12 protein-coding genes are annotated in these 13,557 nt (G+C 68.6%); 8 read left to right on the top strand and 4 right to left on the bottom strand.

Features of this window, described 5'->3' with window-relative positions; genetic code table 11:
- The first annotated feature begins 66 nt into the window (after positions 1 to 66).
- Positions 67 to 1,311, top strand: coding sequence for an ATP/GTP-binding protein (locus ACIBO2_RS46395; RefSeq protein ID WP_397304353.1), 1,245 nt, complete (start codon positions 67 to 69; stop codon positions 1,309 to 1,311).
- 91 nt (positions 1,312 to 1,402) lie between these two features.
- Positions 1,403 to 2,008 (top strand): RloB family protein, encoded by a 606-nt coding sequence (locus ACIBO2_RS46390; RefSeq protein WP_358537636.1) that lies wholly within the window; start codon positions 1,403 to 1,405, stop codon positions 2,006 to 2,008.
- A gap of 262 nt (positions 2,009 to 2,270) precedes the next feature.
- Here the strand turns inward: ACIBO2_RS46390 and ACIBO2_RS46385 are convergent, their stop codons facing one another.
- Complete coding sequence (locus ACIBO2_RS46385) at positions 2,271 to 3,296, bottom strand: LacI family DNA-binding transcriptional regulator (protein ID WP_397304351.1); 1,026 nt, start codon at positions 3,294 to 3,296, stop codon at positions 2,271 to 2,273.
- A gap of 160 nt (positions 3,297 to 3,456) precedes the next feature.
- Here ACIBO2_RS46385 and ACIBO2_RS46380 point away from each other — a divergent pair, with 160 nt between their 5' ends.
- The 6 genes from ACIBO2_RS46380 to ACIBO2_RS46355 all read left to right on the top strand — a co-directional run bounded on the left by ACIBO2_RS46380 (position 3,457) and on the right by ACIBO2_RS46355 (position 9,387).
- Complete coding sequence (locus ACIBO2_RS46380; protein ID WP_358537631.1) at positions 3,457 to 4,272, top strand: ABC transporter permease; 816 nt, start codon at positions 3,457 to 3,459, stop codon at positions 4,270 to 4,272.
- Positions 4,273 to 4,297: 25 nt separating this feature from the next.
- Positions 4,298 to 5,320, top strand: coding sequence for an ABC transporter substrate-binding protein (locus tag ACIBO2_RS46375; protein ID WP_393463513.1), 1,023 nt, complete (start codon positions 4,298 to 4,300; stop codon positions 5,318 to 5,320).
- A complete protein-coding gene (locus ACIBO2_RS46370) occupies positions 5,317 to 6,105 on the top strand; it encodes an ABC transporter ATP-binding protein (RefSeq protein ID WP_397304350.1) in 789 nt (262 codons plus the stop codon). Before ACIBO2_RS46375 ends, ACIBO2_RS46370 begins: the two co-directional genes overlap by 4 nt.
- 39 nt (positions 6,106 to 6,144) lie before the next feature.
- Positions 6,145 to 6,876: a hypothetical protein gene (locus ACIBO2_RS46365; protein WP_358537625.1), complete on the top strand. Its 732-nt coding sequence runs from the start codon at positions 6,145 to 6,147 to the stop codon at positions 6,874 to 6,876.
- 121 nt (positions 6,877 to 6,997) lie between these two features.
- Entirely contained in the window at positions 6,998 to 8,452 is a 1,455-nt protein-coding gene (locus ACIBO2_RS46360) for a PQQ-dependent sugar dehydrogenase (protein WP_397304349.1), read from the top strand.
- Positions 8,449 to 9,387: a hypothetical protein gene (locus tag ACIBO2_RS46355; protein WP_397304348.1), complete on the top strand. Its 939-nt coding sequence runs from the start codon at positions 8,449 to 8,451 to the stop codon at positions 9,385 to 9,387. Before ACIBO2_RS46360 ends, ACIBO2_RS46355 begins: the two co-directional genes overlap by 4 nt.
- A gap of 44 nt (positions 9,388 to 9,431) precedes the next feature.
- Here ACIBO2_RS46355 and ACIBO2_RS46350 read toward each other — a convergent pair whose 3' ends face one another.
- From ACIBO2_RS46350 to cutA, 3 genes are all read right to left on the bottom strand, one after another.
- Complete coding sequence (locus tag ACIBO2_RS46350; protein ID WP_357941147.1) at positions 9,432 to 9,887, bottom strand: hypothetical protein; 456 nt, start codon at positions 9,885 to 9,887, stop codon at positions 9,432 to 9,434.
- A 167-nt stretch (positions 9,888 to 10,054) separates the two neighbouring features.
- Positions 10,055 to 11,107 carry a leucine-rich repeat domain-containing protein gene (locus ACIBO2_RS46345; protein ID WP_358537617.1) on the bottom strand — a complete coding sequence of 351 codons (1,053 nt, stop codon included), beginning with the start codon at positions 11,105 to 11,107 and terminating at the stop codon, positions 10,055 to 10,057.
- 69 nt (positions 11,108 to 11,176) lie between these two features.
- The gene (gene cutA, locus ACIBO2_RS46340; RefSeq protein WP_397304347.1) at positions 11,177 to 13,555 is read right to left on the bottom strand and encodes an aerobic carbon-monoxide dehydrogenase large subunit; all 2,379 of its coding nucleotides are present in this window, start codon (positions 13,553 to 13,555) and stop codon (positions 11,177 to 11,179) included.
- Positions 13,556 to 13,557: the final 2 nt, after the last annotated feature.

Below are 13,557 nucleotides of genomic sequence, written 5' to 3'. Positions count from 1 at the left end.
CGGGTTTTTACCGTGTGAGGGCATAGAATGCCGGTACATGCCTCATCTACAGGTGGAGGCGCAGCTGTGCTGGTGGGATTTCGAGCCGCGAACATCCTGTCGTTTCGCGATGAGTTCGAGTTGTCGCTGCTTGCTCCGGAGGGAGCCGACCGGGCCGCGCGAGCCCTCGATGGCCTGCACGTCTCACCCGTGGCCGCGATCTTCGGCGCCAACGCGTCGGGGAAGACCAACGTGCTGGCGGCCATGCGTTGGATGCGTCACGCCGTACTCGATTCGGTCGCGGACTGGGCACGCGTCAAAGGGGTGCCCAGACGGCCATTCGCGCTCGATCGCGAGGCGATGCAGGAAGCGTCTCTGTTCGAGGTCGACGTCGTCATTCGGGGAGACCGGTACGTCTACGGCTTCGAGGTGTCCGACGAACGGGTGGAGACGGAATGGCTGCATGTCTTCCCCAGGGGGAGCCGCCGACGACAGGTCTGGTTCGATCGGGACGCCGAGCGAGTGGAGCGGGGGGAGGATGAGTATCGGTTCCCCAGCGATCGCCTCAAGGGCGCGAAGAAGCCCGTGATCGACTACACCAGACCCAACGCGCTCTTCCTCACGGCCGCAGGATCACTTCAGCTCAAACAGCTGGTGCCCTTGTATGACTGGTTCAAGGAGAATCTGTGGCTGGTCAGCCCGGATGACGATCTGCGGCAGCGGGATGCCTACACCCGCTGGGGGCTTCTGAAGCCTGAGTTCCGCGAGCGCGTCGAGGGCCTTCTAGCGGTCGCCGACCTGGGCGTGGCTGGAGTGGTGGTCGAGGATCGCGGAGAGGAGATGCCGGAGGTCTCCCTGGTCCACCAGGGTAAGGACGGATCCACGGCATTCGACATCCACCAGGAATCCTTCGGCACACTCGCCTGGTTCGCCTTCCTCGGACCGCTACTCAAGGCGCTCGACCATGGCGCGGTGCTGCTGGCTGACGAGCTGGATTCCAGCTTGCATCCGGTCCTGGTGGCCGAGGTCGTCCGGCTCTTCGAAGACCCCGTAGCGAACTCACGAGGAGCGCAACTCGTATTCACCGGGCACGACGCGACGTTGTTGAGCAAGGCGCATGTCGAGCGGCCGCTGGATCGCGAGCAAGTGTGGATCACCGAGAAACGGAGCACCGGCGAATCGGAGCTCTACCCGCTCACCGATGTCGGTGTACGCGTTGACGAGAGTCTGGAGCGCGGATACCTGCGCGGACGATACGGCGGCGTGCCACGTATTGGGCTCAGCGGAATGGCTGTGGAGGTCGAGAAGCAGACCGCCGGAGCCGATGCGTGAGCCGAGTAAAAAGAGCCGAGTAAAAAGAAAGGGCCCGCCGACCGGTGCTGCCCGAGCGCCTCGTGCGGTCTCTGAGGGGCGCAAACGCCAGGTGATCTACGCGGTGGTCGAGGGTGAGACCACCGAGCGGGACTATCTGGATTACTTGGAAAGGAGGTTCGCCGGCGACCCACGCACTTTCGAGATCAAGGTCCTTTGGAAGCGCAATGGTCTGAAGCCTCACGAAGTGGTGAACCGCGCGCTGGAAAAGCTCGGCGAATTGGACGATCCGCAGCGCGAACAGGTGTGGGCGTTCTTTGACAGAGACGAGCACTGCGGTGTCGAGGAAGCACATGCTCAGGCCGAGTCGGCGGGGGTGAAGGTTGCCTTCTCCCATCCGTGCTTCGAACTCTGGCTTCTGCTCCACTTCGCGTCCGGGGTGTCGGGAGCACGGACGTCGAAAGGCGTCCAGGATCAGCTTCGAGCGGTTCATCCGGCCTTCCGTGATTTCGGCAAGAGCCTTGAAACCGCACATCGACGAGCGCTGGAGGGCCAGGAAGCCATTGCGGTCGGTCGGGCGAAGACGCTGATCACCAACTGCCCGAGTTTGGAATGCACAGCGAGGAAGGGCCACGCGCAAGAGTGCAAGGTGGTCGATCGAGTTCCCTCTACAGAGGTATGGAAGCTTCTCGGAGAACTCGGCATCGTGCCTTGCTGAACTGCGAATGATCCCTGGTATGCCGCCTTACTCTTCCGGCGAAGCGCTGGGAAAGCAGTCCGAGCGAAGCGAGGCCCGCCAGGGGGCGGGCGTGAGCCCGCCTGGGGGGACGTCCGGAGCGAAGCGGAGGCCCTTTTGGGTGGGTGGGCAGCAGACGGCCAACCACCGAATCGGGTAAGGGTGGGAAAGAAGAACGCCCGGAGCGAAGCGGAGGCCCTCTGCGGGCGGGTGGGCAGGAAAGAACGCCCGAAGCGGAGGTCCTTTATGGCGGCCCGCTGGTGCTGGCGCGCAAGATGACCGTGCCTGGCACCCGTTCGATGCGCCGTCGTCCCCGGCTCCCGTCCCGCAGGGCCAGAGCGATCACCCGCTCCCCCATCTCCTCCAACGGCAGCGACACCGTCGTCAACGGTGGTGTCAGGTCCCGTACCACCGGGATGTCGTCGAAGCCCGCCAGCGACACGTCCTCCGGCACCCGCAGCCCGCGTTCCCGCAAGGCGGCCAGCGCTCCCACCGCCATCACGTCGGTGGCGGCGAACAGGCAGGTGGCGTCGAGCCCCCGGTCCAGGAGGGCGGACGCGCCGGCGTAGCCGCCCTCGCGGTTGAACGGGCCCTCCTCGATCTGGTCGACCGTCACCCCGGCCGCCGCCAGGGCGTCGCGGAAGCCGGCGACCCGGTCCACGACGGTGCTGAGGCCGGGCGGGCCCGACAGGATGGCAAAGCGGCGGTGGCCGAGGGCGAGCAGGGCGCGGGCCAGGGCGGCGGCGCCCTCGCGGTTCTCCGGAAGTACGGTGTCGACGCGCAGGCTGCGGTGCCGGCTGACCACGGCGACCCGGCCGCCGGCGTTCAGGTAGGGGCGCAGTTCGACGTCCATGGCCCGTTCCCAGCCGCGGTCCTCGAAGCCGGAGCCGATCAGCAGGATCGCGCGGGCCCGCTGGGCGCGCAGCATGGAGACGTAGGCCACCTCGCGCCTGCTGTCGCGGAAGGTGCTGGCCAGCATCACCAGCAGGTCGCGCTGCGCGGCGGCGCGCATGACGCCTCTGGCGATGCCGGAGAAGTAGGGGTCGCTGACGTCGTGGCAGATGACGCCGACGGTCTCGTTGGAGGCCCGGACGAGGGCCTGGGCGTGGGCGTTCGGCGTGTACGCGAGCTCGGAGGCGGCGGCCTCGACCCGGTCGCGCAGGTCTTCGCGGACCTTGGCGGTGCCGTTGAGGACACGTGAGGCGGTGGCTAGGGAGACTCCGGCGGCCATGGCCACATCCCGGAGAGTGACGTGAACGCGCTCGGCCACTCGCCCTCCTGTAACAGGAAGTTAACGACCATTGACCCCTGGACCATGCCGGGTTAGCGTACCGCAGGAAAGCGCTTTCAGATAGCGCTTTCTCGCATTTGGCCTGATGGCACGCGATGGAGGGATACCTTCGATCGTGGTACAGACCGCTGATGGAATCGTGCGGCGCGAGAGTCCGAGCTCGCGCGACCGCGTTTTAGAACTGGCGGACCGGTCCTGGCGGCCGTTCGCCCTGCTCGCCGCCTGCTACGCGATCTGGTGGGCGATCACCGAGTTCGAGATCGTGCCCAGGTTCCTCGTACCCTCGCCCGGAGTCACGCTTCAGGTGATGGCCGACAAGGCCGGCTACCTCGCCCACCACACCTTGGTGACCGGCTACGAGACGGTGCTCGGCTTCGCGATCGCCGTGGTCGTCGGCGTCGCCGCGGCCGTGCTGATGGTGGCCTCGGCGGAGGTCGAGAAGACCCTCTATCCGCTGCTGCTGTTCGCGCAGGTCGTCCCGAAGATCGCGATCGCCCCGCTGTTCGTGGTCTGGCTCGGGTTCGGGCTGACGCCCAGGATCGTGGTGGCCGTGCTGATCGCGTTCTTCCCCGTCGTCATCTCCATGGTCACCGGCCTGAAGTCGGTGGATCCGGAGATGCTCCAGCTGGCTTCGACCATGGGCGCGAGCCCGGCGAAGACCTTCGCCAAGATCAGGTTTCCCGCCTCCCTGCCGTTCCTGTTCTCCGGGTTGAAGGTCGCCGTGACGCTCGCCGTCACCGGGGCGGTCGTGGGCGAGTTCGTCGGCGGCAACGACGGGCTCGGCTCGGTCATCCTGCAGGCCAACGGCAACATCGACACGCCCATGCTCTTCGCGGGACTCCTCGTCATGTCCCTGCTCGGCGTCGTGCTCTTCGTCGCCGTCGAGTTCGCCGAGCGGCTGCTGCTGCCCTGGCACGCCAGCCGCCGCGGCGACGCCGTCACCGTCACGTACTGAGGACGCCACCCCCACTGAGGACGCCATGAAGACACGCACGCTGATCGCCGCCATAGCTCCGGCTCTGCTCCTGTTCGCCACCGCGTGCGGCTCCGGCGGCGGCGAGAAGACCACCAGCTCGTCGGGCAAGCAGCTCGACAAGGCCACGCTCACCCTCAACTGGTATCCGTACGGCGAGCACGCGCCCTTCTACTACGGCAAGACGAAGGGCATCTTCGAAAAACACGGTATCGACCTGACCATCCAGGCCGGGCAGGGCTCGCAGAAGACCGTCCAGGCCACCGGAGCCGGCCAGACGGACTTCGGCTGGGCCGACACCCCCGCGCTGCTCGGTGGAGTGAGCTCGGGCGTGCCGGTGAAGAGCCTGGGCGTCTTCCTGCAGACGACCCCGGCCTCGGTGCAGTTCTTCCAGGAGAAGAACATCACCAAGCCGGCTGACCTGAAGGGCAAGACGATCGCCTCGACGGCCGGTGACGCGCTCACCAAGACCTTCCCGGTGTTCCTCAAGGCCAACGGGATGAGCGACGCCGACGTCAAACTGCAGAACACCGACCCGGCCGGCAAGATCGCGGCGGTCATGTCGGGGCAGACGGACGCGCTGCTCGGCTACGCCTCCGACCAGGGCCCGACCATGCAGAACAAGGCCGGCAAGCCGGTCGCGTACCTGCGCTTCTCCGAGTTCGGCCTGAACTACTACAGCAACGGCCTGCTCACCTCCTCCTCCTTCCTGCAGAGCAAGGCCGACCTGGTCAAGCGGATGGTCGCGGCCACCAGCGAGGCGTGGGCGGCGGCCGAGAAGGACCAGCAGGCCGCGGTGGACGCCATGAAGGGCGCCTCGGAGCAGCTGCCGCCGGCCCAGGTGCTGCTCGACCAGTTCAAGACCACGACCACGCTGCTGCACACCGACGCCACCCAGGGACAGGCGCCGGGGGTCAACACCGAGGCCGACTGGCAGAAGACGATCGACACCTTCGCCAAGGCCGGGATGGTCTCCAACCCGCAGGCGCCCAGCGCCTACTGGGACGCCAGCGTGGCGCCGAAGGGATGACCGTGACGCAACAGGCACCCGCCGTCGAGATCGACAAGGTGGCGGTGCGGTTCCGATCGAAGAAGCGCGACGTGGTCGCGCTGGAGAACGTGTCGATGGACGTCCGCCCCGGCGAGTTCGTGTCCATCGTGGGCCCGTCGGGATGCGGCAAGTCGACGTTGCTCAAGCTGGTCTCCGGGCTGCTCAAGCCGTCGGCGGGCGCGGTGCGGCTGCTCGGCGGCACGGTCGGCGGCCCGCGCCACGACGTCGGGTACGTCTTCCAGCGCGCCGCCCTGCTGGAGTGGCGTTCGGCGCGCAAGAACATCCTGCTGCAGGCCGAGATGCGCGACATGCCGCAGAAGGAGGCCGCCGCCAGGGCCGACGAGCTGATCGAGATGACCGGGCTGACGGGCTTCGAGGACGCGTTGCCGCATGAGCTGTCCGGCGGGATGCAGCAGCGGGTGGCGCTGTGCCGCGCGCTGCTGCACCGGCCGCCGGTGCTGCTCATGGACGAGCCGTTCGGCGCGCTGGACGCCCTGACCCGCGAGCAGATGAACGTCGAGCTGCACCGCATCTGGCACGAGACCGAGACCACGGTCCTGCTCGTCACGCACTCCATCGCCGAGGCGGTCTACCTGGGCAACCGGGTGATCGTCATGACGCCGCGGCCCGGCACGATCGCCGAGGTCATCGACGTGGCGCTGCCACGGGTACGTGACTACGCGGCGACCATGTCCCAGCCCGCCTTCGCCGCCGCGACCAGCCACATCCGCGACCTGCTGGGGGCCGCCACGCACCACGATTGACCGCTCGGATCCGCCCCCTCCCCCACTGAGAGGATTCCGATGCCCACATTCGTCCGCTTGTGCGCGCTCGCACTGGTGCTGGTCCTGGCCCAGTTCATCGCGCCCACCGCCCACGCCGCTGCCGCCGACCAAGGGGCGAAAGCTCCCGACTGTACGGTGGGCCGCACGGTCGTCCGCAAGACCAACGCCGCCACCAGCTGGGCCCCGGTGACCCCGGCCAAGTGGCAGTTCCCCGGCGACCAGGTGATCCTCGCCGAAGCCGGGGAAGCGCGCCCCGGCCCGCGCCGCCCCTTCGAGTACGCCGTGCTGACCAAGGGCCCGGAATTCGGCTCGGTGCAGATCGACGCCGAGGTACGGCTCGACACCCCGACCAGCGTCAGCAACCGTGACGTGATCATCGTGTTCGGCTACCGCTCCGACCTGCAGTTCAACTACGCCCACCTGTCGCAGGACAACACCATTTATCCCCACAACGGGATCTTCGTGGTGAACAACGCCGACCGCCTGCGCATCGACGACCAGTGGAACGGCCAGGTCGGCGCGCCGCCCGCGGTCACCGATGAGGCGTGGCACAAGGTCCGCGTCCGCTACTGCGCGGACACCGGCCGCGTCTCGGTCTTCATGGACGGCTCGACGACACCGCTGATCACGGCCACGGACCGGACGTTCCCCTCGGGCCGCGTCGGCTTCGGCTCGTTCGACAACATCGGGCGGGTGCGCAACCTGACCGTCACCGGCACACCGGCCTGCGCCGAGCGCTCCCAACCCTGACCGTCACGGGCACAACCCGAACACTCACAACCCCTGACGTCACCCTTCTTGACTCCTCTCACTTCTCCCTTTACCGTCCCCGGTAAGCGCTTTCCAACAACCCCTCAGGTGGTGCACAGGAATGCCGAAATCCCCCCTCCGGTATCTCTTAGCCGCACTGCTGGCGACCGCGCTCTGGGCGCCGCCGGCAGCCGCGATGGACTCGACCCCGATCGACGATCCCATTCCGGAGAATCCCACCGCGTCCGGTCTCACGCTGACGCTGACCGAATACGCGACCTTCCCCAAGACCGAGCCGGTCCCCACGCCCACCGACCAGCGGCTGATGCGCTGGGCCAGGATCAACAACATCGGCGAGATCCCCGACGGGTCGCGGCGCCAGTTCGTCAACGACCTCAACGGCAAGCTGTACCTGCTGAAGAACGGCCAGCCGCAGGAGTACCTCGACGTCGGTGCCACGTTCGCGCCGGACTTCCTCTCCGGCCGCGGCCTGGGATCCGGGTTCGGGTACGTCGCCTTCCATCCGGACTTCGCCCGTAACGGCAAGTTCTACACCGTACATACCGAGTGGGGCGCGGCCCTCACCACCAAGACGCCGGACCTGACGCCTCAGCCCGACACCAAGTTCCACGGCGTGATCACCGAGTGGACGGCCACGAACCCGAAGGCCGACACCTTCAGCGGCACCCACCGAGAGGTGCTCAGGCTCGGCGTCAGCGGCCAGATCCACGGCATCCAGCAGATCGACTTCAACCCGTACGCGAAGCGCCGGGACGCCGACTACGGCCTGCTCTACGTCGCCGCCGGCGACGGCGGCCGGGGCGCGTCGAGCGACGACCCGCAGAACCTCGCCATCCCGCAGGGCAAGATTCTGCGCATCGACCCCCTGGGCACGAACGCCGCCAACGGCAAGTACGGCATCCCGGCCAAGAACCCGTTCGTCACCAAGGCCGGCGCGATCGGCGAGATCTACGCCTACGGCATGCGCGACCCGCACCGCTTCAGCTGGGACCCGCAGGGCAACCGGCTGTTCCTCGGTCACATCGGCGAGCACGCCATCGAGGCCATCTACGAGGTCAAGGCCGGCGACAACCTGGGCTGGAGCGAGCGCGAGGGCTCCTTCGTGTTCAACAAGGCCGACCGCTGCCACCTGTACACGCTGCCCGACAACGACGCGTCCTTCGGCTACAACTACCCGGTCGCGGCCTACGACCACGACCCGCCGCCCGGTCACTCCTGCACGGCCGACAGCGGTCACGCGGTGGCCGGTGGGTTCGTCTATCGCGGCACGCGGCTGCCGCTGCTGTACGGCAAGTACCTGTTCGGCGACATCGTCGACGGCCGGGTCTTCTTCACGATCGCCAACCAGATGCGGCAGGGCGGCCCGCGGGCCACGATCTACCAGCCCAAGCTCGTGAACGCGAGCGGCGCCACGGTCACCATGAAGGATCTGGCCGGGGACGCCCGGGTGGACCTGCGCCTGAGCCGCGACGGCGCGGGCGAGCTCTACCTGCTGTCCAAGGCCAACGGCAAGATCTGGAAGGTCACCGGCGCCTGCATGACGGCGACGCCATGAGGCACCGCTATCTGGCCCCGGTGGCGGCTCTCGTCCTGACGGCTACGCTCGCCACTCCGGCCGCCGCCCACGACCGGCCCGGAGTGCTGCCCACGCTGCGCCACAACCTCATCGCCGCCTACGACTTCGAACACCCGGTCCCCGGAAACCCCGCGCAGGAGCGCGACCAGGGCAGATCGGGCACGGACCTCACGCTGATCAACGGCGGTGACGCCATGCGCAACGACGACGGCGCGCATCGAGGCAGCCGCCACTCGATCCAGCTCCAGCAGGTGAACCCCGCCACGATGGGCAACGACGACTGGAAGGCCGGGATCTACTCCGAGACCGGAGTGCCCACCCTCCACGCCTTCAACGCCGTCAAGGGCGCCACCGTCATGGGCTGGTTCAAGATGACCGGCGAGAACCCCAGCCTCAACTCCAACACCGCGGACCCGGCCGACCGCTACGGAGCGATCGGGCTGGCCGGGGTGCTCACCGGCAACTCCCAGGGCCATGACGTCAGAGCGCTGCTCGAACTCATCACGGTCAACGGGGAGTTGCGCGTGGTCGCGCTGGGCAGGCGCGTCGACGGCAGCAGTTCCCAGACCTTCGCCGCGAGCGAGCCGTGGCAGAGCGTGCTTCCTCAGGACGAATGGGTCTTCCTGGCGGCCACGTTCGACTACGACAACGCCGCGATGAAGCTCTACAAGAACGGCCGCCCGCTCGACGGCTTCTACACCCTCACGGGCGATCCGTGGGGCGTGGAGGGGGCGCCGGAGCCCGATCTCACCTCGGCCACCGACCCCAGAGGCATCAAGATCGGCGGTAGCTATCCGCAGAACACCAGAGAGAACAACCCCTGTAACTGCCGGATGGACGATCTGATGTTCCTCGACAGGGTCGCGGCCCCCCTGGAGATCTGGGCCCAGTACAAGCTGGCGACCCGAGGCTGAACGACTGGGGCTGGGAGGACTCCCACCGCCTTCCCAGCCCTCCGTCAGCCGTTAGTCTGCATCTGTTTGGTCCTGTGGTCCTTGAGATGGAGCTCACCGTGGAGACGCTCCTTCAAAGCGTCAAGCACCTTGCGGCTGGACAGCACGGTCCATCGGTTGCCGACCAGGTGCGGGTTGTATTCGGGCGCGGTGTCCATCCAGGCGTCCTTGCCGGCCTGGGTGGCGAAGGTCGACACGAAGAACTGACCCTCGTCGGTCTGGCAGAAGCCCGTACGAATGTCCTTGGCGTTGACCTGGATCTTCGGCTTGCACCCGACCTTCTCGGCCAGTTGCTCGACGGTGTAGACGTTGTTGTCGACCGTGGCGGGCTTCTGCACGATGGGCTCGCCCCCGGCCATCGCGGCGCTCTGGCCGGCTCCTACGGAACCGCTGGCGTTCGTACAACCGGCCACGAGCCCGACCAGCAGCGCAGTAGCGGCCAGACGTGGAAATGTCGTCATGTGCCGAGATACGCAACCCCCGTAGGTGGGGTTCACTCCGGCCGAGATTAAACCGAGATTCACCCGAGACCTCAGCCCGAGAGCCGCGATCTCAGCCCGAGAGCCGCTCAGCCGGGGAACCGCGATCTCAGCCCGAGAGCCGCCGCGATCTCAGCGACCCGGGGGCCTCAGCGCAGGACGACGCAGCCGCGCTCCACCAGGCGGCGCAGCGCGTCGGGCTCGCCGTCGAGCTTGTTCCAGCGCAGGTCGAGCTTCTCCAGCGCGGGCAGCTCGCCAAGGCTCTCGGGCAGGGTCCTGAGCCGGTTGTTACGCAGATCCAGGTGCGTGAGCCGGGCCAGCCCCGCGACCGCGCCGGGCAGGGCGCGCAGCTGGTTGTTGCGCAGATCGAGCACGCGCAACTCGCCGAGCTCGCCGATCGAGTCGGGCAGCGCGGTCAGCCGGTTGCCCTGCAGATGCAGCTCGCGCAGCCGGCCCAGCCCGCCGATCGAGTCAGGCAGCGCTCCCAGCCGGTTGTTGTAGAGCCGCAGCTCGACCAGCGACGCCATGCGGCCGAGCGCCTCGGGCAGGCCGGTCAGCCGGTTGTCGGTCACGTTGAGGTAGGCGAGCCGGTCGAGCCGGCCGATCGCGGCGGGCACCTCGGTGAACCGGTTGTCGCTCAGGTAGAGGTAGTCGGTCAGGCCCAGGTCGCCGATCTCCGGCGGGATCGTGGCGAGGTCGTTGTGCCCCAGGTCGAGCATGCGCAGCCCGGTCAGCCCACCGATCGCCGCGGGCACCTCGGTGAGTGCGTTCTCGGCCAGGTTGAGCGATTCGAGCCGGGTCAGCTTCCACAGCGCGTCGGGCACGCCGGTCAGCCGGTTGCCGCCCGCCGCCAGGTGCCGCAGCCCGCCGCCGAGCCGCTCGGGCAACCTCTCGATGGTGTTGCCGTACAGGTACAGCGTCTCCAGGTACGGCGGGCAGCCGGGCACCTCGGTCAGCCGGTTGCCGTCGAGGTGCAGCGCCCGCAGCGCGGTGAGTCCCGTCAGGTCCGGCAGCGAGCGCAGGCGGTTGCCGTCGAGCCGGAGCTCGGCCAGCGACGTCAGGCCGCCCAGCCACGCGGGGAGCTCGGTGAGCTCGTTCCAGGCCAGGTCGATCAGCCGGACCTCGCCGAGTTCGGCGGGGTCCGAGCCGGGGAACGTGGTCAGGCCCGCGCCGGGTGCGCGCAGTTCATCATGGATCGTCACGGCGCCGATCCTCGCACGCCGCGCCGGAAGCAGGCCGCCGCCGGAAACCCGCCGCCGCGGGAAGCCCGGCTAAGTGCCCGGCTGGGCGTCCGGCTCGGCGAGGTTCCTGAGGTCGAACAGCTCGGACGGTGAGATCGGCATGCGGTCGATCTCGATGCCCTCCGCGTCCTCGATCGCCCCCGCGATCACCGCCGAGACCGGGATCACCCCGGCCTCCCCCGCCCCTTTGATGCCGAGCGGGTTGAGCGGCGACGGCGTCTCCAGGTGGGCGGTCTCGATGTGCGGGATCTCCGTCACGTACGGCATGAGGAAGTCCATGAACGAGGCGTTGAGCAGCTGCCCGTGCCCGTCGTACACCATCCGCTCGTACAGGGCGCCGCCGATGCCCTGGGCCACTCCCCCGTGGATCTGCCCCTCCACGATCATCGGGTTGATCAGCCGGCCGCAGTCGTGCACGACCGCGTACCGCAGGACCTTGATCTCGGCGGTCAGCGGGTCGGTCTCGACGATGGCGGCGTGCATCCCGGCCGCGAACGTGGACCTGATCGGCGAGTAGTAGTCGCGGCCCTCCAGCCCCGGTTCGTCGCCCTCGGCCACCGGCGGTTTGTCGGGCGGGGAGGTGCCGGAGAACTGGGTGGCCTTGGCCACCTCCTCGTCGAAGGCGTACCGCAGCGGGTTGGCCAGGACCGCGACCGTGGACAGCGGGATCGAGGCGGTCGGGGCGCCCACGACGTGCACCAGGCCGTCGGCGATCTCCAGGTCGGCCGGGTCGGCCTCCAGCGCGTCGGCGGCGATGCGCAGCGCCTTCTCCCGCACCTTGCGGCAGGCCAGCGCGATGGCGTTGCCGCTCATCACCGCCGCGCGGGAGGCGAACGTGCCGACCGCGTACCCGAACCTGCGCGTGTCGCCGGTGACGACCGAGATCCGCTCGATGGGCACGCCCAGCTCGGTGGCGGCGATCTGGGCGAACACGGTCTCGTGGCCCTGCCCCTGTGAGGTGAGGCCGGTGGAGACGTGTACGCGACCGTCGGAGGTGATCTGGACGTGGCCGCCCTCGTAGGGGCCGACGCCGGTGCCCTCGACGTAGCAGCCGATGCCGATGCCCCGGTGCCGGCCGGGTTCGAAGTCGTCCCAGCCGATGAGCTCCTTGAGCATGCGGAGCATCTCCGGGTAGTCGCCGCTGTCGTAGATCAGCGGGCGTCCGTCCTGGAAGATCAGGCCCTGGTCGTAGGGGAACTCGTCGGGCCGGATGAAGTTCGCCGCGCGCACCTCGGTGCGGTCCCTGCCCAGGTAACGGGCGATCTTGTCCATCGTCCGCTCCATGCAGAACACCGCCTGCGGCCGCCCCGCGCCCCGGTACGGGGTGACCTGCACGGTGTTGGTGTAGACGGCGGAGAACTCGACCCGGTAGGCCCCGATCCGGTACGGCCCGAGCAGCTGCGTCGAGGTGATGATCGGGACGATGATCCCGTACGGCGTGTAGGCCCCGTGATCGTGCAGGATCGTCACATCCAGCCCTTGCACCACCCCGTCGTCGTCGAAGCCGACCCTGACGTGCTGCACCTGGCCCCGTTCGTGGGCGGAGGAGATGAAGTGCTCGCGCCGGTCCTCGGTCCACTTGACTTCCTGGCCGAGCCGCATCGCCGCCCACGGCACCAGGATCTCCTCCGGCCACGGGTGCACGATCTTCACCCCGAACCCGCCGCCCACGTCGGGCGCGATCACCTCGACGTGCGGCAGGGGCAGGCCCAGGGCCGCGGCGACGGCCATGCGGACGCTGGTCGAGGTCTGGGTGCTGGTGTAGACGCGCAGGTCGCAGCCGTCCCAGCGGGCGTACACGCCGCGGCCCTCCAGCGGCATGCTCGCGCTGCGCTCGATGTCGAGCCGGAAGCTCAGCGTGTGCGGCGACGCCTCGATGGCCTCGCGTGCGCTCCGGCCCGCCTGGTTCGGCACCTCCTGCACCAGATGGGCGCCCACGTTGCCCGGTACGTCCTCATGGACCAGCTGCGCGCCCTGAACCGCCTCCTCGATGCCCACGACCGGCTTGAGCGGCTCGTAGTCGACCTCGATCAGCGCGCAGGCGTCCTCGGCGAGGTAGCGGTCCCTGGCCACGACCATCACCACGGGCTCGCCCACGTGCCGGACGACGTCCCTGGCCAGAGGGTAGGCGGTGCGGCCGTGGGTGAGGGCGGGATGCGGGATCAGCAGGGGCAGGGGGCGGCCCACGCGCTCGGGCAGGTCCTCCCAGGTGTAGATGGCGACCAGGCCGTCCACGTCGAGCGCGGCGCTCACGTCGACGTCGCGGACGCGGGCGTGGGCGTGCGGCGAGCGCACGAACGCCGCGGCCAGCGCGCCGGAGCCCAGGTCGTCGAGGTAGCGGCCGCCGCCGGTGAGCAGCCTGGGGTCCTCCCGGCGCTGGACCGGCTCCCCGAACAGCCTGGTGGTCATCC

It is taken from the genome of Nonomuraea sp. NPDC050022, from assembly GCF_044460705.1.
Taxonomy (GTDB): domain Bacteria; phylum Actinomycetota; class Actinomycetes; order Streptosporangiales; family Streptosporangiaceae; genus Nonomuraea.
The sequence above is the reverse complement of the archived record's forward strand: the minus strand, read 5'-3'. Positions and strand labels throughout refer to the sequence as shown.

Coding starts and splice junctions, on each gene's coding strand:
- ACIBO2_RS46370 (WP_397304350.1), top strand. CDS start 5,317: ATGACCGTGACGCAACAGGCACCCGCCGTCGAGATCGACAAGGTGGCG.
- ACIBO2_RS46360 (WP_397304349.1), top strand. CDS start 6,998: ATGCCGAAATCCCCCCTCCGGTATCTCTTAGCCGCACTGCTGGCGACC.
- ACIBO2_RS46355 (WP_397304348.1), top strand. CDS start 8,449: ATGAGGCACCGCTATCTGGCCCCGGTGGCGGCTCTCGTCCTGACGGCT.
- ACIBO2_RS46365 (WP_358537625.1), top strand. CDS start 6,145: ATGCCCACATTCGTCCGCTTGTGCGCGCTCGCACTGGTGCTGGTCCTG.
- ACIBO2_RS46375 (WP_393463513.1), top strand. CDS start 4,298: ATGAAGACACGCACGCTGATCGCCGCCATAGCTCCGGCTCTGCTCCTG.
- ACIBO2_RS46350 (WP_357941147.1), bottom strand. CDS start 9,887: ATGACGACATTTCCACGTCTGGCCGCTACTGCGCTGCTGGTCGGGCTC.
- cutA (WP_397304347.1), bottom strand. CDS start 13,555: ATGACCACCAGGCTGTTCGGGGAGCCGGTCCAGCGCCGGGAGGACCCC.